This window comes from Nocardia sp. NPDC047038 (genome assembly GCF_040644075.1).
GTDB lineage: Bacteria > Actinomycetota > Actinomycetes > Mycobacteriales > Mycobacteriaceae > Nocardia > Nocardia sichangensis.
Genome location: NZ_JBEYVQ010000005.1, coordinates 214,829 through 235,590 on the forward strand (window position 1 = coordinate 214,829; position 20,762 = coordinate 235,590).

The window sequence follows — 20,762 nt, forward strand, 5'->3', positions numbered from 1 at the left end:
ATGCTCGTCGTTGCCGTCCCACGCCGCTGGGCGCCGCCTCCGCGCACCGGGGCGTAGCCGGACCGTCCGGACCGCGTCACGCGGCCGACTTCTTCAGTCGCAACCGGCGCCAGGTCATGACCGCGAGCACCACGGTGATCAGCAACAGCACGCCGACGTCCAACGCCCAGATCTCCGCCTTGTGCTGCCAGAGCGTGTCGGCCTGCGCGTTCAGGAACAGTTCGCGGATGTTCACCGTCGACGCGCCCGTCGCGTATCCCCAGCGAGCGGGGAACAGCCAGGACACCTGCTCGAGCACCACCCGGCCGGTGACCGGGATCAGGCCGCCCGCCATCACCAGCTGGCACATGATGGCCACCACCAGCAGCGGCATCACCTGCTCGTTCGACTTGGCCAGCGACGAGAGCAGCAATCCGACGACCACACAGCAGATCGCGGTCAGTGCGATATCGATGTACAGCTCCGCGCTGCCGGACGCCAGCACCGCGCCCTGACCAGGACGCTTCTTGCCCGCGAGGACGATGCCGACCAGCACCGCCGATTGCAGCAGCGCGGTGAAGCTGAACACCGCGATCTTCGCCATCAGATACGCAGAGGGCAGCAACCCCACGGCGCGCTCGCGATGGAAGATCGTCCGTTCGCCGACCAGGTCGCGCACCGTGAGCGTGGAACCCATGAAGCAGGCGCCCAGGATCAGCACCACGAGCAACTGCTGTGTCTCACTTCCGCCTTCGGGCACGAATGTGCCGTCCGGCAGCGCTCTCAGCGCACCGCGCTGGAAACCGTTCTTCCCCGGCACCACCAGCGACAGGCCGCCGAGAATGAACGGCAGCAACACCAGGAACGTCAGATATCCGCGGTCGGCCAGGATCAGGCGGACCTGCCTGCGCGCCAGGGTCGAGAACTGTTTGCCGCGGCTGGATTGCGGCGGACTGCCCGCGGGCCCGTACGGTTGCGCAGGCGGCGGGGGTGGCGCCGCGAACGCCTGCCGGGAGCGATACGCGGCGAACGCCTGATCCGGGTTGGCCGCGACCTCGGCGAAGATCTCCGCCCAGTCGCTGGTGCCCAGCGTCGCGCCGACACCGGCCGGATTGCCGCAGTAGGCGGTCTTCCCGCCGGGGGCGAGCAGCAGCACCTGATCGCACATGTCCAAGTGCGCCACCGAGTGGGTCACCACGATCACCACGCGGCCCGCGTCGGCCAGTTCGCGCAGCATCACCATGACCTGGCGGTCCAATGCCGGGTCCAGGCCCGAGGTCGGTTCGTCCAGGATGAGCAGCGACGGGCCGGTCAGCAGTTCCAGCGCCACCGAGGCGCGCTTGCGCTGACCGCCGGAAAGGCGGTCGACCCTGGTGTCGGCGTGCTCGGTGAGCGAGAGCTCTTGCAGCACACCGTCGATGACCTGCTGCCGGTCCTGCTTGCTGTTGTCCCTCGGCAGCCGCAGCTCGGCCGCGAAACCGAGTGCCTGGCGCACTGTGAGCTGGCGGTGCAGCACGTCGTCCTGCGGCACCATGCCGATCCGGGAACGCAGCGCCTCGTACTCGGCGTGCAGGTTGCGGCCTTCGAAGGTGACCACGCCGCCCGAAGGCCGGGTGGTGCCCGCGATCAGGCGCGACAGCGTGGATTTGCCCGCTCCGGACGGGCCGATCAGCGCGGTCAGGGTGCCGCGGCTGGCCGACATGTTCACGTCGACGAGCAGTTGCTTGTTGCCCTCGACGGTGAAGCCGACCCCGTGCACCGCGAGGCCCTGCTCGGCGACCGGCTTCTGCCGGTGCACCAGTGTGCCCTGCTGGACGACGAAGTCGACGTTGCCGATGGTGATGATGTCCCGCTCGCGCAGCACCGCCCGTTGCTGGCGGTGCCCGTTGACGAACGTGCCGTTCGCCGAGCCGAGGTCCTCGATGGCCAGCCCCTCGGCGGAGGCAACCAGGCGGGCGTGCTTGCGCGAGGCCAGCGGATCGTTGACGACGATCTGGTTGTCGGTGGTGCGGCCGATGCTCAGGCCGGTCTGCGGGATCCGGTCGGCGCGGGCGATGGGCGCGGTGCTCGCCCTGGCCCGGACCGGCGGCATGTTCGAGGTGTCCGCCCTGGTCGTCATGTTGATGTTCACCGCGGGTGCCGGTGCGTCCTGGGGCGGCGGATAGTGCGGATGCTGGAACTGCTGCACGGGCCGCCGGCCCCCGTGCGGCGGCGGTCCCGGCTGCGGCACCGGAGCCGGTTGCGGCGGGCGCGCGGAAGGACGTTGCGGGGGTTGCGGGTTCGCGGGCAGCAGGTGCAACAGCGGGCCGCTGATCGCGTCACCCAGCCGGACCTGCGTGGGGCGGTCGATCGACACCGGCTGGGTCAGCCTGCGCGCGTCCACGAAAACCCCGTTGGTGCTCTTGTTGTCGGTCAACACCCAGGCGCTGCCCTGCCAGGCCAGCGTCGCGTGCACTCGCGAGACGAGCGGGCTGTCGACGAAAAGCGTCACCTCCGGCGCGCGGCCCATCGTGACCTGCTGGCTCGAATCGAATACTCGTTCGTTTCCATCATGGCGCACGGTGATGGTCTGCGCCCCCGGTGAAGACATGCAGCGGATACTATTCCATCGCCCGGACATCGGCGGTGCCCCCGATGCGCCAAATGCCCCGATCCGGCGACCGATGTGAACGATCTAGCGGCCGACTAGGGGGAGCCTTGCCGAGAGTCCGAGCGACCGCGCTGGTTGCGACGCTGCTCAGCATTCTGGTGCTGGTCGGCGGCTGTATTCGAGTGGTCGACGGTCGGGCCGTCTCCGTCTACGACGATCCGTTCAAGGTTGCCGGGCTGCCCACCACGAGCGGCCCCAGCGGCCCCCGCGCCGGTGTCCCGGACAGCACGCTGACCGCGACCAACGGCGACGGCGGCGCCGTGGACACCCTGGCGCTCAACGCCGTCGACGACATCCAGACCTACTGGCGCGGCGAATTCGGCAAGGAGTTCCAAGGCGAGTTCAAGCCGGTCGAGAAGCTGCTGTCCTGGAGCGCGAAGGCCGGGCGTCCCGAGTCGGTCGAGTTCTGCAAGGAGAGCACCTACCGCTTGGTGAACGCCGCCTTCTGCCGCCTGGACAATTCCATCGGCTGGGATCGGTCGGTGCTGCTTCCCACCATGGAGGAGACCTTCGGGAAGATGTCGGTGGTGATGGTGCTCGCGCACGAGTACGGGCACGCGGTGCAGACCATGGCCAAGATCGTCGGCGCCAAGGACCCGGTGATCGTCAAGGAGCAGCAGGCGGATTGCTTCGCGGGCGCGTTCATGCGGCACGTGGCAGAGGGCAAGGCAAAGCACTTCACGATCAACACCTCCGACGGCCTCAACACCGTGCTCGCCGCCACCGTCGCCATCCGCGACTCCGACCCGGACGATCCGGAGAGCGTGCACGGCTCCGCCTTCGAACGGGTCACCGCCGTGCAGATCGGTTTCACCGACGGTCCCAAGGCATGCAAGGGCATCGACCAGGACGAGATCGACCAGCGCCGCGCCAATCTGCCGCAGAGCTTCAGCGACGACAACGGGCGCGGCGAGTACCCCATCACGAAACAGACCCTGGTCGAACTCACCAAAGCACTCAAAGCCATTCTGCCGATCGACCACGAGCCGACATACGACTACTCACGGGCGAAGATCAATTGCCCCGACGGCGTCGTGACCGAACCGGTGTCGTACTGCCCCGCCGCGAACACGATCGCCACCGATATTCCCGGACTCGCCGAGCGCGGTACCTCGACGTCCGGCGCGGACGACCCGCTGCCGCTCAAGGTAACCGGCGACTACAACGGCTACATCGTGTTCATCTCCCGATACACCTTGGCCGTCCAGCAGAGCCGCGGTCAGAGTCTGGTCGGGGCCAAGACCGGCCTGCGCGCGGCCTGTCTGTCCGGAGTGGTCACCGGCAAACTCGCTGAGTCCGGGCGGCCGGTGGATCAGGGCGATATCAAGCTCGCCGCAGGCGATCTGGACGAGGCGGTCTCGGGGCTGCTCACCGATGGCCTGGCCGCGAGCGACGCCCAGGGCAAGACCGTCCCGAGTGGTTTCTCACGAGTCGAGGCCTTCCGCGCCGGTGTCCTGAACGGCGAAAGCGTGTGCGCCGCGCGCTATTCGTAGCGCGGGCTCAGCGGCCGAACGGCGGCGGCGCGGCCAGTTCGAAGCGCAGCACGCGGTTGCCGAGCATGATCTCGGTGCCCGGCATGAGCGCCATGGACTGGCGCGGCGCCAGGCGCACCCAGTCGCGGTAGCCCGGCAGGCGAGTGCGGGTTCCGTTGGTCGAGCCGCAGTCCACCACCGTCACATCCCAGTTCACCAAACGGATTTCGGCGTGCGCCCTGGACATGCCACCGGAGGCGTCGTCGACCCGCAGCGGGACGAGCCCGCTCTCCGCGGCGGGCGAGCGCTCCGGATCGCGACCGATCACCGCGTCTGCGGCGAGCATGTAGGTCATGCCGTCGTCGAGGATCAGCATGCCCAGCGGCGGGCGGACCACTTCGATCAGCGCTTGGGTCTGGTCGACCGGCATACCGCAGACGGTGCAGAACGCCGCCCGAGGATCGCTGGGATGCGCTCGCGCGCATTTGAATCCCATCACCTTGACCGTCAGCGCGGTGGCCTTCGCGGTCGCCTCGAGCCGGCGCTGCAGCTCCGGGTCGGGCCGCGGCGCGGGATTGGTGCCGCCCAGCTGCGTCGGCGCGTGGTGCGGGTCGATCGGCGTCTGCTCGGTCTGGGCATCGAGCATCGCGGTCGACGGCGCCGTCGGGTATCGCGGCGGTCGCGGCTCCTGCCGTTGCGATTCGGCGGACGGCTCGTATTCGACGCGCGCCGTCGGCACCGGATGCGTCTCCGGGCGGTGGTGCGCGCCAGCGGAGCCGGAGTCTCCGCCGTTCGTCGGCAGGCCCGTGCGGGAGCCATCCGTCCAGACGATCGCGCCACCTGCCTGCGCGATGCCCTCGACCAGCCTGCCGATGCCGCGCTCGGGTGGCAGATCCGGGATGCGGCCCTTCGCGTCGTCGACGAACAGCGCCGCCGCCCGCGCCGGAACCGCCGCGACCCGATCCACCGTGAAGGCGGCGTCGCTGCCGCGGTATCGCTCGAGCACGCCGTCACCGGCCAGCACGGCGGTGATCGCCCCGTGCAAGAAGATCGCCACGCCCCCGTGCTCGGCGGTGGACAGAATGCCGAAGTCGATCGGCTCGCCCGGGCTGATCTGCTCGGCCTGTTTCATCAGCCAGCGCGTCGCGTGCCGGGCAACCAGAGCGCCGGGGCCACCCGGCTCCCGATCGGTCGCGTCGCGCACCAGTTCGGCCAGTGATTCCAAAGCGACGACGGCGGTCGAGTCCGGGGTGGGCCTGCCCGGCCTGCGGTGCGCGACGACGACGACCGCGCCCGCGACCCTGGCCACGGCGTGGCTGCCGACGACGACCTCGACCTGCCGATCCATCACCGGTATCGGCCTCCACCGGGATTGCAGTGCAAGGTCGTCGCCACACCGACAAGGGTATTGCAATACGACGACCATCGGTCCCCCTACCCGGCGTCCGTCGGGTAACTTCAGTGTCAGCAACGGGAGGAACGAGGGGCCTGGGATGGTTCGGACGCAACGGATCGCGCTCACCGCGTCTTGCCTGGCACTGGCGGGGATGCTGGCCGGTTGCGCGGGTGTGCACGGCACGCCGACCGCAGGTGAGATCGATGTGCGCAAGCTGGAAGTCGGCACCTATCCCGTCGACAAGCACGAGTACAACCAGGATTCGGCGGGCAAAGGCGCGCTGCTGGAAGGCATGCGGATGTCCGACGCCGTGGCTCCGACCGTGCGCATCGACTCCACGCTGAAATTCGGCCGCGGCAGCACCGTCGTCAAGGACGCCGAGCAGGCGCTCGACTTCGTGGCCAAGGTGTCCAGGCCGGTCTTCGACAATCGCAAGCTGGTCGTGGGATACGCCGCCAGCGGCGCCGACCGTCCCGATCCGGCCGGCCAGTCCAATCCGGCGCCGCAGGCCACCGCGGTCACGAACGCGTTGTTCCGCTTCCCCGACGAGGCCACCGCGAAGCTCGCCGCCCGTGAACTCGAGGACGTCGACATCGCCGTTTCGCCGGACAATCGCAAACTGTCGTCCACGAAGTATCCCGACTCCTACATCCACTGGCGGCCCGGCGTTCCCAACGTCGGCACCTTCATGGCGTACAAGGAATTCGTCATCTCCTTGTTCATCCAGCGTCCGACGGCGGATGGCGACGACCTGGTGAAGTGGGTCGACAAGACCTTGGCCGCCCAGGTCGCGCAGCTGGACAAATTCACCCCGACCCCGGTGAACAAGCTCGACACCCTGAAGGCCGATCCCGACGGCCTGCTCGCCCGCGTCGCGGTCGCCGACCGCAAGAACCGCGTGCCGGATCCGGCGACCTTCGCCGTCTACGGCGGCTTTCACACGGTGCACCGCGCCGATGACGAGTCGGTCCACCTGCACCTGGTCGAGGAAGCCGGCGTGGACCACATCGGCCTGCTCGACGACAGTTACGTCGCTCGCACCCGAGACGCGGCCGCCGCCCAGAAACTGGTCACCGGCCTGTTGGACAGCGAAGGCGCGCACTACGACCAGCTGGGCGCTCCCAAGGATGTCCCCGGCGCCAAGTGCCTGCAACTCAACAGCAAGGGCGACCCGGACCGCGAGTACAAATACCGGTGCTACGTCGCGTACAAACGGTACGTCGGAGTCGTCACCAGTGATAAGGAACCGGACGTGCGACAGAAGGTCGCCGCGGAGTACGCGCTGCTGGCGAACAGTTTCTGAGATCGACGGCGGTAAGCGTCCAGCGCTTTCGCGATCCTCGGCCGCGGGTGGGCCGAAGTAGGATCCGGCGCAACTACCGCAGTCAGGGGAGGGAAGAGTGCAGCACGGCGCGATGTCGAGACCGATCCGAACCGCCGGTGCCCTGGTGCTGGCCTGCGCCGTAGCCCTCGGGGGCGGCGCGTGCGGCGGCCCGGCGGCCGGAACGGACAAGTCCGCGCAGCCCGTCGATCTGGCGCAGCTCGACGTGGGCAATTACGCGACGACGCCGCGCGCGTACGGAACAGCGAAGAATCCCGAGCAGGCGCGCATGATCGAGGCGGAGCGGCTCGCGAACTTCCTCCCGCCGCCCTCGGACATCGACCCCGGGTTCGTCTTCCAGAATCCGTCCTTGTCCAAGGTGTTCATCGAGCCGAAGAACGCGCTCGGGCGGATCATGGACGTCTCCCGGTTCGCCGAGGCGGCGCCGGATTTCGTCGCGGGATTCTTCAGCAACGCGGGCAATGCGCCGGACAACCGGGGCACCGACCTGGTCAACGCCGTCATGATCTTCCCGGACGAGCAGAAGGCGGCGGCCGCGGCGGCGGCCCTGGAACGCGTCGACTTCGAGGCCAACAACCGCAACACGCCCGTCCAGGTCGCGAAGTACCCAGCGGCGCACGCGCATTGGCAACCCACGGATCAGTCGATCGGATCGTGGTTCGCCACGGGTAAATTCGTCGTCTACACCTGGGTCTACGACTATGTGAAGGTCTACCTGGAGAAAGTCGATCTCGCCGAACTGCTCGCCCTGGTCGAGAAGAGCCTGGACACCGTGGTCCCGGCGATCGGCCGGTTCACGCCCACGCCCGTCGACCAGCTGATGACATTGCCGGTCGATATCGACGGCATGCTGAACCGGGCGCTGCCGCGCCCCAGGGAAGACTCCTGGATCGACCCGCCCGGCGCGTACACCGAGCGCGGCGCGCTGCACTTCACCATCGATTCGGCCGACGACCGCCGGATCATCGAAGCGGCGGGAGTGGATCGGTACGCCGCCGACGGAACCCATCTGTTCCGCGCGCGCGACGCCGACTCGGCCGCACGACTACGCGAGGAACTCGGCGGACTCACGAAGAAATTCCGCGGAGCCGAGTCACCGAAGGGCCTTCCCGCTGCCCAGTGCAAGGAGTACATCGGCAACGAGACGGTCGTCGTCCGGTTCTATTGTTCGGTGTCCTACGACCGCTACGCCGCGTTCGCTTGGTCGCATCAGCTGCTCGACGCACAGCAACGCATCTCCGCCCAGTACGCATTGTTGGTGAATGCCGCATGACAGGATTCCGCACCGCCGCTGTCGCTCTCGCGTGCACGCTGGCCGCCACGATCGTCACCGGCTGTGGTTCGACGCTCGCGGGAACCGCGCGGCCGGGTGAGATCGATATTCGCGGTCTCGACACCGGCAACTACCCCACCGAGCCGCCGAACGCGCACGACGACGACTATCAACCACTGTTCATCGACATGGGAAAGGTCGCCGCCATGCGGCTGGCCGATCACGTCGCCTCGGCCTACGACATCGATCCCAGGATGAAGTACAGCTGGACGCCGTCGAGTATCAGCAAGGGAACGCTGCCCGGTGAACTCGGTCGCCAGGAGGACATGCGACCGATCGCGGAACGCAACCGCATGATGTACGGGTTCCACACCAACGGATCGGATCAGAATGTCAGCCTGATCGCCTCCGGGTGGCCGGCCAAGCCCCGGCCCAATTCCACCACGATCGGCACGATCGTCATGCAGTTTCCCGACCCGGACCGCGCCCGTCAGGCCGCGAACGAGTTCTACGACGCCGACCTCGGCGCCTACCGCGACCAGAACGAGCCGGTCACGCTGCCGCGGCAGCCGCAGGCGCGAGCGCACTGGCGCCCCGGCTCGCCCTTCCTGCGCGCGACGCTCGCGCACGGCTCCTACGTGGTGGCGTTCCTCGTCTCGGCCAACGCTCCCGACCGCAACGCCCTCGTCACTCTCGCGGAAAAGGCGTACGACGTTCAGCTTCCACTGCTCGATCAGCTGGCTCCGCTGACCGAGGAGGAGATGCTGCGGTTGCCTTGGGATCCCGATCATCTGCTGAGCCGCACCCTGAATCCGGCCGGCGTCCAATCGCCCAGCTACGACGATTCGCACGCCTTGTTCGGCCTGCGCGGCATCATACAATACGCCGAAGACCTCGATTACGCGAAACAACGTTTCACGGCGATGGGGGCCGAGAAATTCGCCGTCTCCGGAGACACATTGGTGATCCGCACGCCGAACCAGGAAACGGCCCGGCGGATCGCCGCGGAACGCATCACCCCCACAGTGGTTGCGGGTCCGGCCGATCCCCCGCAGCACCTGCCCGATTCGGCGTGCGTGGAGAACCGGAGCGGACTTTTCGACGACAGGCGATTCACCTGCGTCGTCGCGTATAAGGAATACGTCGGATTCGTCGCGGCGAATCAACTGCTGGACGCGCAACAACGCGCCGCCGCACAGTATTCCGTTTTCGCGAACAGCCGATAATGCCGCACTTTCGTCGCGAATTCGGTCGAGTATGCTGCGTGGCGAACGCCAGCGGCCCGCGTGGAGTCAGGAGATCGTGCACATGGCGATGAGCCCCGGGACCATTGTCGGCGGGTACCGCATCATGCGGGTGCTCGGCGCGGGCGGCATGGGCACGGTGTATCTGGCCAAACATCCCAGCCTGCCCAGGACCGACGCGCTGAAGGTGCTCGGCGGCGAACTCAGCCGCGACTACGAGTTCCGTACCCGCTTCGAGCGTGAAGCCAATCTCGCCGCCGGACTGGATCATCCGAACATCGTCTCGGTCTACAACCGCGGTGAAGAACACGGCCAGTTGTGGATCGCCATGCAATACGTGGACGGCACCGATGCCGCCGCCGAACTGGCCCGCGACCCGCATGCGATGAATCCGCTTCGCGCACTGCGTATCACGACCGAAGTCGGCAAAGGACTCGACTACGCGCACCGCAAGGGCTTGCTGCACCGCGATGTGAAACCGGCGAATTTCCTGCTGTCCGCGCCCGCCGACGGCGAGGAAGAGCGCGTGCTGCTCACCGATTTCGGCGTGGCGAAAGCCAATGACGACACCACCGAACTCACGCAGACCGGTAGTTTCGTCGCGACCATCGCCTACGCCCCGCCCGAGCAGCTCACCGGCAGCCCGCTCGACCACCGCGCCGACGTCTACAGCCTCGCGTGCTCGTTCTTCAAATTGCTCACCGCGCGCAACCCTTACCCGGGAACCCAACCCGCGCTGGTGATGATGGGGCATCTTCACGAGCCCCCGCCGCTGGCCACCGCCGTCAACCCCGGCCTGCCGCCCGCCATCGACCACGTTTTCGCCCGCGCCATGGCGAAGAACCCGGCCGAAAGATTCAACAGCTGCCGCGGATTCACCGATGCGGCGGCGAGCGCCCTCATTCCCGGCTACAACCCCGTCGCCACCAACACCTCCCCGACCTATCCCATCCAGGTATTCGATCCGCGGCCGGGGACCGACCCCCGAGTGGCCGTCTCCGGTCAAGGGAGCGCCGCCGCACGACCCGCGCGCAAGAACTGGCTGCTCGCGGCGGCCGCGGGCGTAGTGGCCGTCGCACTCGCCGCGGGGATCGGCATTTGGGCGTCTAATCGCGAGGAGCAAGCACCCGATCCCGCTGTCGCCACGCCGAGCAGCACGGCAGCGCTGTCGCCGCTGGACCGGGCGCGAGCGGACAACCCGGTATTCCGGGGCAAGACGATCACGATGGTCGACGTGCCGCGCGGCTCGCAGGTCTCGATCTTCCTCGGCGGCACCCCGCAAACCGAGTTCCTGCAGAATCTCGGATTCGTCTACAACCTCAACTACCGGCGCGCGGGCGACGAGGCATCGCCTCGCGAACTGACCGGAACCAACCGGCTGGAAGTAGCGGCGGACGGCTACGTGCTGGCCGTGCGCAGCGACGAAAAGGCCGGCGGCGGTGGACTGCTCGGCCTTCCGTACCAAGTGGCGGGCACCCGTGCCACGGTGATTCCGCTGGACGATCCCGCGGCCGTCGCCGCGGTCCGCGACTGGAGCGAGTCGTCCCAGCAGACGTTGCTCGACCGTCTGGTGCCGGTGCTGCGCAATCGCGTGAAGTGATTCGGTCGCGTCCGCTGAATCCAAGCCTTCGTAGGGTTTTCGGTTCGCGCGACCACCGGATTTCGTCATTCTGCTGGTAGCGGCGGACTTAGGCGTTCGGTAAGGTGTACCGCAGCCAGCCCACTCGCCGATCATTACAGCAGCGAGCAGGGGGAAGGAGGGGAGCCGAGCGCTGGCGTTACAAGTCATGCAGACCCGGATCGCATCGTGGTCTTCCGAGCAGGCCCGTGCGCGGCCGCCGAAACTACGGACGAGCCGGGCTGAGGGGCGCAGGGCCCTGATCCCGTGGGGCGAATGCCGAACTTTCTCGAGTCGGATGGAACCGATCAGACCCGCACCGCGTCCAATCAGATGTACAGGCCAACTGAGGCTTCCGCCGTTGGCCGAGACGGGAACCGAAAGGAGCCGAAATGGCAGGACAGCTCGAAGCGAGCGAAGAGGCGATCTCGAAGTTTGTGGACAACTGCCGGCAGCGGCACCAGGATCTGCAAACCGCGATCACCGCACTGAACAGCAAGTCGGATCAGACCACCGCCACCTGGAGCGGTGCGGCTCGTCAGGCGTTCGACACGTTCATGGACAGCTACTTCGCCCAGGCGCGGAAGCTGAACGACCAGCTGGACCAGACGTCGGACAAGCTCGCCCACGCCGGACGGAAGTTCGCCGATCAGGACCAGCAGTTCGCCCAGCAGGTGGCCGCGCAGGCCTCCAGCCTGGACCTTCCCTGATCCGATAGCCGAACCACAGACAACAAGGAGCTCCCCATGGTAGCGAACGATCCCGGTCGGATTGCTTCGAACTTCGGCGAGGTCGAGGCGGGCGCCCAGGCCATCGTGTCCGAAGCGCGCAGCGTCATGACCATGCTCGAAGATTTCCACAAGCAGGTCACCGACTTCGTGACCAACTACTGGAAGGGTGACGCGAACGACGCGTTCGCCTCGCTGCAGGCCCAGTGGAACACGCAGGTCACCCAGCTGAACACCACGCTGGAAAGCGCGGGCAAGCTGGTCAGCAGTGGCAACTCTGACCTGCAGGGTACCGACACCGCGCTGGCGGGCCTCTTCTGAGATCCCGTCTCGGCTGATTCGAGCCCCCGGTACTTCGGTGCCGGGGGCTCGAATCGTTTTGCGCCGCGGTGGGGTCCGCTAGGTATGCGTGCCCGCGCCCATCACGGCACCACGCGGACCGTATCCCCGAAATGCGAGCACGGGGCTTCCAATTGCCCCCATTCGTCTCCTGCGTACTGGCAACCGATACTCAGCTGAATTCCGAACTCCAACAGAACATGCCAGCGAACGGTTGATCCGTCTCCGGGATGTTCCAGGTAGGCCAAGCCGGAACGGCCACCGAACATCACATCCTGCTGCAAGTCGGTCAGCACCCCTGGCGGACGCTGCGCGATCTGCGCTTCCAGCCTCGCCGCGACCTGCGCGTAACTGGAGGACGCCGTCAGCGGCGCCTGCATTACCGTAATTCGCTGCCGCGCAGCATCATCGGGTACCAAATCGACACGAGCGCGGCCCGTGTCAGACGACTGGGCAATACGCCAGCCGGGAGGGACACGGAATCGGATTCGGCCGAAGGCCTCCGGTGCCGCCTCGGCCGGCGGGCCGACCGGCGGCGGTGCGGCGGTCGGCGACGCCGCTTCCGTGCTGGGCGCCGCTACCGTCTCTTCGGCGCGGCGACCGGACAAGACAACCGCACCGACGATCGTCAACGCGACGACCACCACGGCCGCGATCGCGGCGATCGCGATACGCGCGGCGCCATATCGAGGCTGTCGTGTCGCGGCACGCTCGCGAAGCGGTCGCATCCACTGTGTCTGCGCGGCGTGGACTTCGCGTGCCTCGGTCCGCCGCCCCCGGACGAGATCGGGACCGGCGACCGCACGCAGCTCGACATCGGCACCTATGGACTGCTGGACCGCCTCACGGAGCAAGTCCAGTTTTCTGGTATCACTGAGAGCCGCCACTTGCACGAGGTCGATCGGGCCGCTGTCGAGCAACCGAGTGATCAGGCTGCACAGAGCGGCGAAGCCCGCGGATCCGCTCTCGATCTCGGCCAACGCGAGTGTCGGCTCGTGCTCACAGGATTCGATATGCACGCCGCGATGGCTTCGGATGACCGCCGACGCCGTGGTGGCCAGCGTGCCGAACTCCAGTACCAGCGTTCGCCGACTGTGGCTGGTGCCCTCGTCCGACGCGACCGAACGGACCGCGATGTCCTCGAACACGACATCCGAGGCCACACGGCGCGCCGCCTGAGCCAGCACGCCACGACGGGCCGCGCCCCATTCGGTCGGGCAGACCAACGTCATCCGGGCACACGGAGTATCGACACGAAGATGCTCGAGCGCACTCGCGAAAACGGCGCTCATCGCGTCCACCACCGAGGGTGTGCGGGGTGGCAAAGCTATGGCATCGGCGGGCACGAATTGCACCACCGAACCGACGTGGGTAGGCGGGCTCAGCGATTGCCCCACGACGAGGTCGAAGCCATTGCTGCCCAGGACCACCGACGGCGGCGCGTCCCAGTGCGTGTCGGCGCCACGCGCCCAGATACGCGCCTCGGTGACGACGAGCTCGACCTCGGACATCAGGGCAACGGCATCCACGCCGTCTGGACCAGGCCCTCGACATTACGGGTGACGTAGGTGCCTCGGCCCGGCGGCATCGGGCTCGGTCGCTTGGTGCCCATCAGGACGCCCTCGTCCTTGCTGCAGCTCAGGATCAGGCCCGCCGAGCCCAGATCACGCATTCGAGCCAACGTCGCCTCGAACATCGCCCTGCTCGCACCACCCGAGCGCCGGGCGATGATCACGTGGAAGCCGAGGTCTCGGGCGTGTGGCAGATGTTCGAGCAGCGCTTGGACCGGGTTGCCCGCGGAGGTGGCGACCAGATCGTAATCGTCGATGATGACGTACAACTCCGGCCCACTCCACCACGAACGATCCCGCAACTGCTGCGGCGTGACGTCCGATCCCGGCGTGCGCTTGCCGACATACGCGGCCAGGTCGTTCATGTTCTGGGTGAACTGCGGCGCCGTGGAACCATAGCCCGCGAGATAGCCCTCCGGAACCAGTCCGAGCATGCCGCGGCGGTAGTCGCCGATGATGAAGCGAGCCTGATCGGGGGTGTTCGACGCGGCGATGCCCTCGATCAGCGAACGCAGCAGCGTCGTCTTTCCCGATTCGGTGTCGCCGATGATGATGAAGTGCGGGCTCTCCACGAAGTCGATGTAGACCGGCGCGAGCTCGGACTCGTTGATGCCGAACGGGATTCGCAGGCACTTCGCATTCGGGTCGACCTGGGCGGGCCAATCGCCCGCCAGATACAGCAGTTGCTCGCGCGGGAGCTGTTCGGGCAGCATGCGGACCTGCGGCGCGTGCCGGCCCGGCGTCAGCCTGGCGATGGCGGCGACCGCGTCCGCGACGGCCTGGGTGAGGTCGGTCGGGTCGGAGCTGCCGTCGATGCGGGGCAAGCCGGTCAGCATGTGCAGGCACTCCGGGGTCATACCGCGGCCCGGCCGCCCCTGGGGAACCAGTGAGGCGAACTTGCGGCCCAGATCGGAGTCCATCGGATCACCGAGGCGCAACTCGATCCTGGTGCCGATCTGATCCTTGAGCGCGGGCCGCGCCTCCGCCCAGCGGTTCAGCGCGATGACCACGTGCACACCGTAGGACAGACCCTGCACGGCGAGGTTCATGATGGTCTGCTCGAGCATCTCGAAGTCCTGGCGGATCGAGCTGAAACCGTCGATCACCAGGAAGACGTCGCCGAACGGATCCTCGTGCGCGCCCGCGGCGCCTGGGCTAGCGGCCGGGTCCATCGCGCGCAGCCTGCGGAAATCGGTCATCGATTCGATGCCGAGCTGGCGGAAGCGCGCCTCGCGCTGCCGGACGATGGTGGTCATCTCCGCGATGGTGCGGCGGACCTGGTCCTCGTCCAACCGGCTGGCCACCGAGCCGACGTGCGGCAGCCCTTGCAGGCTCGCCAGGGTGCCGCCACCGAAGTCGAGGCAGTAGAACTGCACCTGTTCGGCGGTGTGCGTCAACGACATCGCCATGATGAGTGTGCGCAGCGCCGTCGACTTGCCGGACTGCGGGCCACCGACGATGGCGACATTGCCGCGGGCGCCGGACAGGTCGATGACCATCGGGTCGCGACGCTGGTCGTATGGGCGGTCGACGATGCCGATCGGGGCACGCAGCGTGGACACCGGGGAGTATTCGCCGGTGAGAACGGAGCGCGGGACGAGCTGGTCGAGCGTCGGCGCCTCGTCCAGCGGCGGCAGCCAGATCTCGTGCGCCGGGCGGCCGTGGCCGCGGATCCGCGCGACCAGCATGTTCAGGTTGGACAGCTGCTCACCGTCCTCGTCCTGTTCCGGTTCCAGGCTCGGTTCGGGCGGCAGCGGAACGCGGTCCGCCGCCCGGAAGTCGACATGGGTAGCGGTGAACGCGCGTGCCCTGACATCGATTTCACCGGACTGCGTGGCAACGGTCATGTCGCGCTGCGAGCCACCGCCGACATACGCGCCGGAGACATAGGAAGCCTGGAAACGCTGGATCTCTCCGGAGTCGGCCTTCAGGTAGCCGCCACCGGGATTGTTCGGCAGGTTGTAGGCGTCCGGCACACCGAGCACCTGACGAGATTCGTTGGCGGAGAACGTCTTCAGGCCGATCCGATAGGACAGGTGGGATTCCAGGCCCTTGAGCTTGCCTTCCTCCAGTCGCTGCGAGGCGAGCAGCAGATGCACGTGCAGCGAGCGGCCGAGGCGGCCGATCATGACGAACAACTCTGCGAAATCCGGGTGCTGAGTGAGCAGTTCGGAGAACTCGTCGAGCACCACGAACAGTGCGGGCAGCGGGTCCAGGTCGGCGCCCGCGGCCCTGGCCTTCTCGTACTCCAAGACGTTGGCGAAGTTGCCCGCCGCGCGCAGCACTTCCTGGCGGCGGTTCATCTCACCGGCCAGGGCGTCCTTCATGCGGTCGACGAGATCGGCCTCTTCCTCCAAGTTGGTGATGACGGCGGCGACGTGCGGAACGCCCTCCAAACCGAGGAACGTCGCCCCGCCTTTGAAGTCGACCAGCACCAGGTTCAGCTGGTCTGGCGAGTGCGTGGCCAGCAAGCTGAGCACGAGGGTGCGCAGGAACTCCGACTTACCGGAGCCGGTGGCGCCGATGCACAGGCCGTGCGGGCCCATGCCGTTCTCGGCGGCCTCCTTGATGTCCAGTTCCACCGGAAGGCCATCGGCGCCCACACCGAACGGGACGCGCAGGCGTTCCCGTCCGTAGCGCGGCCGCCACGCGTGCTCCGGGTTGAAAGTGCCGATGTCACCGAGGCCCATCAGCTGCGCCCACGTCGAGATCACGTCGGCGTCATCGGTTTCCACGTCGCTGCTGCGCTGCGTGGCGGCACGGTACGGGGCCAGCCTGCGCGCCACCTGCTGCGCCTGCTCGGGGCTGATCCGGTCGATCAGCGCGAACCGCTCCTGATTGCCGGTCGCGCCGCGGCCGACGCACTCGCCGTTCTCGACGATCATCTTGATGCCGCGCGACACCGCCAGGCGCGGCGCGTAGCCGCACAGGTCGATGATGGTGACGCCCTCGTAGCCGGATTCGCGCAACTGATCGTCCTCGGCCTCGAGCAGACCGCCGTCGACCACGATGACGATATGCACCATGTTCGCGTTGGCGGGCTGGTTGCGCGAGTATCGGACCCGGTTGCCGAGCAACGGATGCAACCCCGCCATCGCCTCCCGGATCGAGCCGTAGAACATGCGCTGGGTGCCGATGCCGTCCTGCGCGTCGGGGTGCTGGGTGTGCGGGAGCCACTTGGTCCACTCCCACTCCGGCGCGGTGTCCGGCCCGCAGACGACCGCGACGAGCACCTGGTCGGGAGCCTGGAACATGCACAGCTGCACCAGCATCGCGCGGGTCATGTCGCGCGCCTGGCCGCGGTCGCCGTCCAGCGCGATGGTGGCGAAGCCCTTGACCGCGATGGCGGTCGGCAGATCGGGCACGGTCGAATGGGCGCGCACGAAGCGGCGCAGCGAGACCGCGGCGATCGGCTCGAGCTCCTCGACCGGACCGGTCTCAGGAGCGACCAGTCTGGTGGCAAGGCGCTGGCCGCCGAGACCGATGCGCGCGTGGCAGAAGTCCTTGTCCCCCGCGCGGCGTTCCCACATGCGGCTGGTGCCCGCGAGCATCCAGACCAGTTCCGGCTCCGGGTGGCTCCATTCGACGGAAGCGCGCTGCTGAGCGGCGGTCTCGTCGACGTCCTTGCGCACCTGGTCGAGGTAGCGCAGATAGTCCTTGCGATCCTCGTTGGCCTCGGCGGCCTTCTGCCCCTTGCCCCCACCCTGGCCCGCGAACATGCCGACCATCGAGAACACCATCATGAGCGGGAACATCATGCTCATCGGGTTGGAGGCGATGCCGCCGCCCTGGGTGAACATCAGGGCCATCATGCCGACCATGCCGATCACCATCACGGCGGGCATGAGCTTCAGGACGAGGTTTCCCGGTGTGACCCGGGGGATTTCGGGCGGGGGTTGCAGCGTGACCTCGCCGCCGGGCGTCCTTGGCATCTCGCGGCGCGCACGGCGCTGGAAGCGGACAGTGCTCATCGACGAGATTCCCCCTTCGGCCAGCTGTGATTCGGCCTCAGTGTAGAGGTCACAGCCGACATGTCGTACAGTTCGACCAGCATTCTGCTGCCCGGACCGAGGGTTCGCAAGCTCGCCCCCGGCCCGCCGAGTCGTGGAATCACGAGGTAGAAGACCGAGTTGGGGGAAGCTTGACGCACGCGCGACTTGACCACATCGACGAAGAATCCTCGCGCGGGATCGTCCGCGCCCCCGACCTCGCCCGGGTGACGATTCTGGCCAAGCACACTCAAGTCGACATGGCCATACCGGTCGACGTGCCGGTCGCGCTGGTGATTCCGAGCGTGGTCGACATGGTCGCCCAGCACAGCCGCTCCAACGACTTCGACAACGAGGGCGAGCGTTACGAGCCCGCGGAGTGGGTGCTCGCCCGGATCGGCCATCCGCCGTTCTCCAACTCGCTCAGCCTCGGCGAGCACGGCGTCCGCGACGGCGAACTGCTGATGCTGGAGAGCGCTTCGCACACCGCGCCGACACCGCTGTTCGACGACATCATGTACAACGTCGCGATCGCCGACGCCGACCATTACCGCAGCTGGACCCCTCGGGTCGCGCGGATCACCGGCTCGGTGCTCGCGGCGCTCACCATGATCGTCGGCTGTCTCGGGCTGCTGCTGTCCCCCGCCTCGCTGCCGATCGGGGTCGGCGGTTCGATCGCGCTGGTGGTCGCGATCCTGCTCGTCGTCACCGCGATGGTGCTGAGCAGGATGTACGGCGACAACGGCACCGCGCTTGTGCTCGGCGGCTGCGCGCTGCCCGCGGCGTTCAGCGCGGGAATGCTCTACGTGCCGGACGATTACGGCTGGGCGCACATCCTGCTCGGATCGGTCCTGGCCGGGGCGACGGCGATTCTGGCGTGGCGGGTTACCGGCGTGGGGCTCGCGTTGTTCATCGGCGGGGCCGCGCTCGCCACCTACGCGGTGCCCGCGGCGCTGGTCGGCCTGCTCACCGACCAGCCGGGGCGGGCGATCGGCGCCGGCGCGGCGGCGCTCGGGCTCGGCGGCCTGTCCCTGGCCCCGCGAGTGTCCATGCTGCTGGCGAAATTGCCACTGCCACCGGTGCCTTCGCCGGGCACCCCGATCGATCCGACCGAGGACGACCCCGACGATCATCGCGCGCTGCCGACCATGGAGGTGCTGCGGGTGAAGTCGGAACGCGCCCGCATGTACCTCGCGGGCCTGGTCGCGGCGACCACGCTGGTCACCGTCGTCGGCGCGCTCGGCGCCACCGACCCGGCCTCCGACGACCCGTACTGGCCGGGCATCGCGCTCGCCCTGGTCTGCGCCGTGGTGCTGATGTTCCGCAGCCGCACCTACGCGGGCGCGGAACAGGCCGTCGTTCTCATCTCCGGTGGCGCGGGCATCGTGCTGATCATGTTGGTCGGCGCGGGTTTCGCGATGCACCAGCCGTTGGCCGTGTTCGGCGCGGCGATGGTGGTCCTGATCGCGGCGCTGATCCTCGGCATCATCATCCCGAACCAGTCGGCCACCCCACCGATGCGCCGCGGCGTCGAACTGCTCGAGTACACATTCGTCGCCACGGTCCTGCCATTGGTCTTCTGGGTGGCGGACCTCTACGCCATCGTTCGCGGGCTGTGAGCTCGGAGCGATGAGTTCGAAACAGCGGGTCGACAGTTGTTTCCGAGCGGTTCGGTTGAGCACGGCGGTCTGCGTGTTGGCGCTCAGCGTCTCCGTCGGTGCGACTGCCGGAATTCCGGATGCGCACGCCGAGAAGCCCACCGTGAGCCCGAACACAGCACCGCCACCGGGCGAACCGGCCGCTCCGCCGGACAAGACCGAGCGGGCGTCCAATACTCCGTGCGTCAGTACCGGTTCGGGAGGCAACGGACCCTCGACCCCGGACGCACAACGCTCCCTCGACTTGCAGCACGCCTGGCGATTCTCCAAGGGCGCAGGTCAACTCGTCGCAGTCATCGACACCGGTGTCGCGCGCCATCCGCGCCTGCCGGGGTTGATCGCGGGCGGCGACTATGTGAGCAATAGCGACGGAACCGAGGATTGCGATGCGCATGGGACGTTGGTCGCGGGGCTGATCGCGGCGACAGAGGTCGACGGTCAGGGCTTCTCCGGGGTCGCCCCCGAGGCGCGAATCCTCACTATCCGCCAGACCAGCAAGCTGTATCAGAAGGAGGGAGCAAATCGGGACAAAGGGCCCGATGCGCTACCCCAGGGATACGGCACCACTCGCACCATGGCGTCGGCGATCCGCCGCGCGGCGGACATGGGAGCTACCGTCATCAATATCTCCGAAGTCGCGTGCAGGCCGACTTCTGCGCCTTTCGAAGATACCGAACTGGGTGCCGCGGTCCGGTACGCCGCGATCGAGAAGGACGTGGTCGTGGTGGTCGCAGCAGGCAACCTCGATGAGAGTACAGACTGCAAGGGCACCAATCCGGTGATCGACCCGCTCGACCCAGCGGCCGACCCATGGAGCAAGGTGAACTTGAACGTATCACCAGCCCGCTATGACGATTATGTGCTCTCTGTCGGTTCCATCAACGGAAACGGCCAACCGTCTACGTTCACCGTGCCCGGGCCATGGCTCGGCGTGGCGGCTCCCGGCGAGAACATCACTTCCCTCGATCCACTGTTCAACGACCCGAACAGCAAAGGAACCGCGGTCCAACTCGGCAGCGTCCAACAAGCGGGAAAGCTCGGGCCGATTCAAGGCACCAGTTTCGCCACCCCGTTGGTTTCCGGTGTAGCCGCTCTAGTGCGGGCTCGTTTCCCGGAACTGAGCGCGCTGGAGGTCATCAAGCGCATCGAGGCCACCGCCCATGCCCCGGCGGAGGGGTGGAACCCTTACATCGGTTACGGTGCCGTCGATCCGATCGCCGCCCTGACCGCCGAAGTGCCGAAAACGCTGCCGCCCAAGCGACCCTCGGCAGCTTCGAGTGTGCGATTGCAGGTTCCGTCACCGGCCCCGCCACCCGACAATCGGGCGCGAAACGTAGCGCTGATCGGCAGCGGCAGCGTCGCGATACTACTGGTGTTGGGCATGCTCGCCTCGTTCCCGATCCGCCGCAGATTCGGCATCCGCGAGGACCAGTGAGAAAGACTCGATAACCGCACGATGAAACAATTGTGGCCCGTCGAACGACAGGCCACAATTATCAGTTC

At 67.5% G+C, this 20,762-nt stretch carries 13 protein-coding genes; 9 read left to right on the forward strand and 4 right to left on the reverse strand.

From position 1 onward, the window contains the following. Positions 1-76: 76 nt before the first annotated feature. Positions 77-2,569, reverse strand: a complete 2,493-nt coding sequence (locus ABZ824_RS20350; RefSeq protein WP_356964733.1) for an FHA domain-containing protein — start codon at positions 2,567-2,569, stop codon at positions 77-79. A gap of 107 nt (positions 2,570-2,676) precedes the next feature. Here ABZ824_RS20350 and ABZ824_RS20355 point away from each other — a divergent pair, with 107 nt between their 5' ends. Beyond that, positions 2,677-4,122, forward strand: a complete 1,446-nt coding sequence (locus ABZ824_RS20355; RefSeq protein WP_356964735.1) for a metallopeptidase — start codon at positions 2,677-2,679, stop codon at positions 4,120-4,122. A gap of 7 nt (positions 4,123-4,129) precedes the next feature. Here ABZ824_RS20355 and ABZ824_RS20360 read toward each other — a convergent pair whose 3' ends face one another. Next, positions 4,130-5,449 (reverse strand): FHA domain-containing protein, encoded by a 1,320-nt coding sequence (locus ABZ824_RS20360; RefSeq protein ID WP_356964891.1) that lies wholly within the window; start codon positions 5,447-5,449, stop codon positions 4,130-4,132. Between the two features lie 145 nt (positions 5,450-5,594). Between ABZ824_RS20360 and ABZ824_RS20365 the strand changes: the two genes are divergently transcribed. From ABZ824_RS20365 to ABZ824_RS20390, 6 genes are all read left to right on the forward strand, one after another. Continuing rightward, entirely contained in the window at positions 5,595-6,800 is a 1,206-nt protein-coding gene (locus ABZ824_RS20365) for a hypothetical protein (RefSeq protein WP_356964736.1), read from the forward strand. Positions 6,801-6,912: 112 nt separating this feature from the next. Continuing rightward, positions 6,913-8,112 carry a hypothetical protein gene (locus ABZ824_RS20370; protein WP_356964738.1) on the forward strand — a complete coding sequence of 400 codons (1,200 nt, stop codon included), beginning with the start codon at positions 6,913-6,915 and terminating at the stop codon, positions 8,110-8,112. Then, complete coding sequence (locus tag ABZ824_RS20375) at positions 8,109-9,338, forward strand: hypothetical protein (protein WP_356964739.1); 1,230 nt, start codon at positions 8,109-8,111, stop codon at positions 9,336-9,338. Before ABZ824_RS20370 ends, ABZ824_RS20375 begins: the two co-directional genes overlap by 4 nt. 82 nt (positions 9,339-9,420) lie before the next feature. Continuing rightward, positions 9,421-10,956 carry a serine/threonine-protein kinase gene (locus ABZ824_RS20380; RefSeq protein ID WP_356964741.1) on the forward strand — a complete coding sequence of 512 codons (1,536 nt, stop codon included), beginning with the start codon at positions 9,421-9,423 and terminating at the stop codon, positions 10,954-10,956. Positions 10,957-11,366: 410 nt separating this feature from the next. Further along, entirely contained in the window at positions 11,367-11,684 is a 318-nt protein-coding gene (locus ABZ824_RS20385; protein ID WP_039795679.1) for a WXG100 family type VII secretion target, read from the forward strand. A 36-nt stretch (positions 11,685-11,720) separates the two neighbouring features. Next, entirely contained in the window at positions 11,721-12,023 is a 303-nt protein-coding gene (locus ABZ824_RS20390) for a WXG100 family type VII secretion target (RefSeq protein WP_355076245.1), read from the forward strand. Positions 12,024-12,124: 101 nt separating this feature from the next. On the opposite strand, the gene ABZ824_RS20395 is transcribed toward ABZ824_RS20390, so the two are convergent. Then, the gene (locus tag ABZ824_RS20395; RefSeq protein WP_356964743.1) at positions 12,125-13,552 is read right to left on the reverse strand and encodes a type VII secretion-associated protein; all 1,428 of its coding nucleotides are present in this window, start codon (positions 13,550-13,552) and stop codon (positions 12,125-12,127) included. Next, positions 13,552-17,583, reverse strand: coding sequence for a type VII secretion protein EccCa (gene eccCa / locus ABZ824_RS20400; protein WP_355076241.1), 4,032 nt, complete (start codon positions 17,581-17,583; stop codon positions 13,552-13,554). Before eccCa ends, ABZ824_RS20395 begins: the two co-directional genes overlap by 1 nt. A 170-nt stretch (positions 17,584-17,753) precedes the next feature. Here eccCa and eccD point away from each other — a divergent pair, with 170 nt between their 5' ends. Then, a complete protein-coding gene (gene eccD / locus ABZ824_RS20405) occupies positions 17,754-19,220 on the forward strand; it encodes a type VII secretion integral membrane protein EccD (protein ID WP_356964744.1) in 1,467 nt (488 codons plus the stop codon). A 10-nt stretch (positions 19,221-19,230) separates the two neighbouring features. Next, positions 19,231-20,694, forward strand: a complete 1,464-nt coding sequence (gene mycP, locus ABZ824_RS20410) for a type VII secretion-associated serine protease mycosin (RefSeq protein ID WP_356964745.1) — start codon at positions 19,231-19,233, stop codon at positions 20,692-20,694. Positions 20,695-20,762 lie beyond the last annotated feature (68 nt).

Coding starts and splice junctions, on each gene's coding strand:
- ABZ824_RS20365 (WP_356964736.1), top strand. CDS start 5,595: ATGGTTCGGACGCAACGGATCGCGCTCACCGCGTCTTGCCTGGCACTG.
- ABZ824_RS20375 (WP_356964739.1), top strand. CDS start 8,109: ATGACAGGATTCCGCACCGCCGCTGTCGCTCTCGCGTGCACGCTGGCC.
- ABZ824_RS20370 (WP_356964738.1), top strand. CDS start 6,913: ATGTCGAGACCGATCCGAACCGCCGGTGCCCTGGTGCTGGCCTGCGCC.
- ABZ824_RS20350 (WP_356964733.1), bottom strand. CDS start 2,569: ATGTCTTCACCGGGGGCGCAGACCATCACCGTGCGCCATGATGGAAAC.
- ABZ824_RS20380 (WP_356964741.1), top strand. CDS start 9,421: ATGGCGATGAGCCCCGGGACCATTGTCGGCGGGTACCGCATCATGCGG.
- eccCa (WP_355076241.1), bottom strand. CDS start 17,583: ATGAGCACTGTCCGCTTCCAGCGCCGTGCGCGCCGCGAGATGCCAAGG.
- mycP (WP_356964745.1), top strand. CDS start 19,231: ATGAGTTCGAAACAGCGGGTCGACAGTTGTTTCCGAGCGGTTCGGTTG.
- ABZ824_RS20395 (WP_356964743.1), bottom strand. CDS start 13,552: ATGTCCGAGGTCGAGCTCGTCGTCACCGAGGCGCGTATCTGGGCGCGT.
- ABZ824_RS20360 (WP_356964891.1), bottom strand. CDS start 5,449: ATGGATCGGCAGGTCGAGGTCGTCGTCGGCAGCCACGCCGTGGCCAGG.
- ABZ824_RS20385 (WP_039795679.1), top strand. CDS start 11,367: ATGGCAGGACAGCTCGAAGCGAGCGAAGAGGCGATCTCGAAGTTTGTG.
- ABZ824_RS20390 (WP_355076245.1), top strand. CDS start 11,721: ATGGTAGCGAACGATCCCGGTCGGATTGCTTCGAACTTCGGCGAGGTC.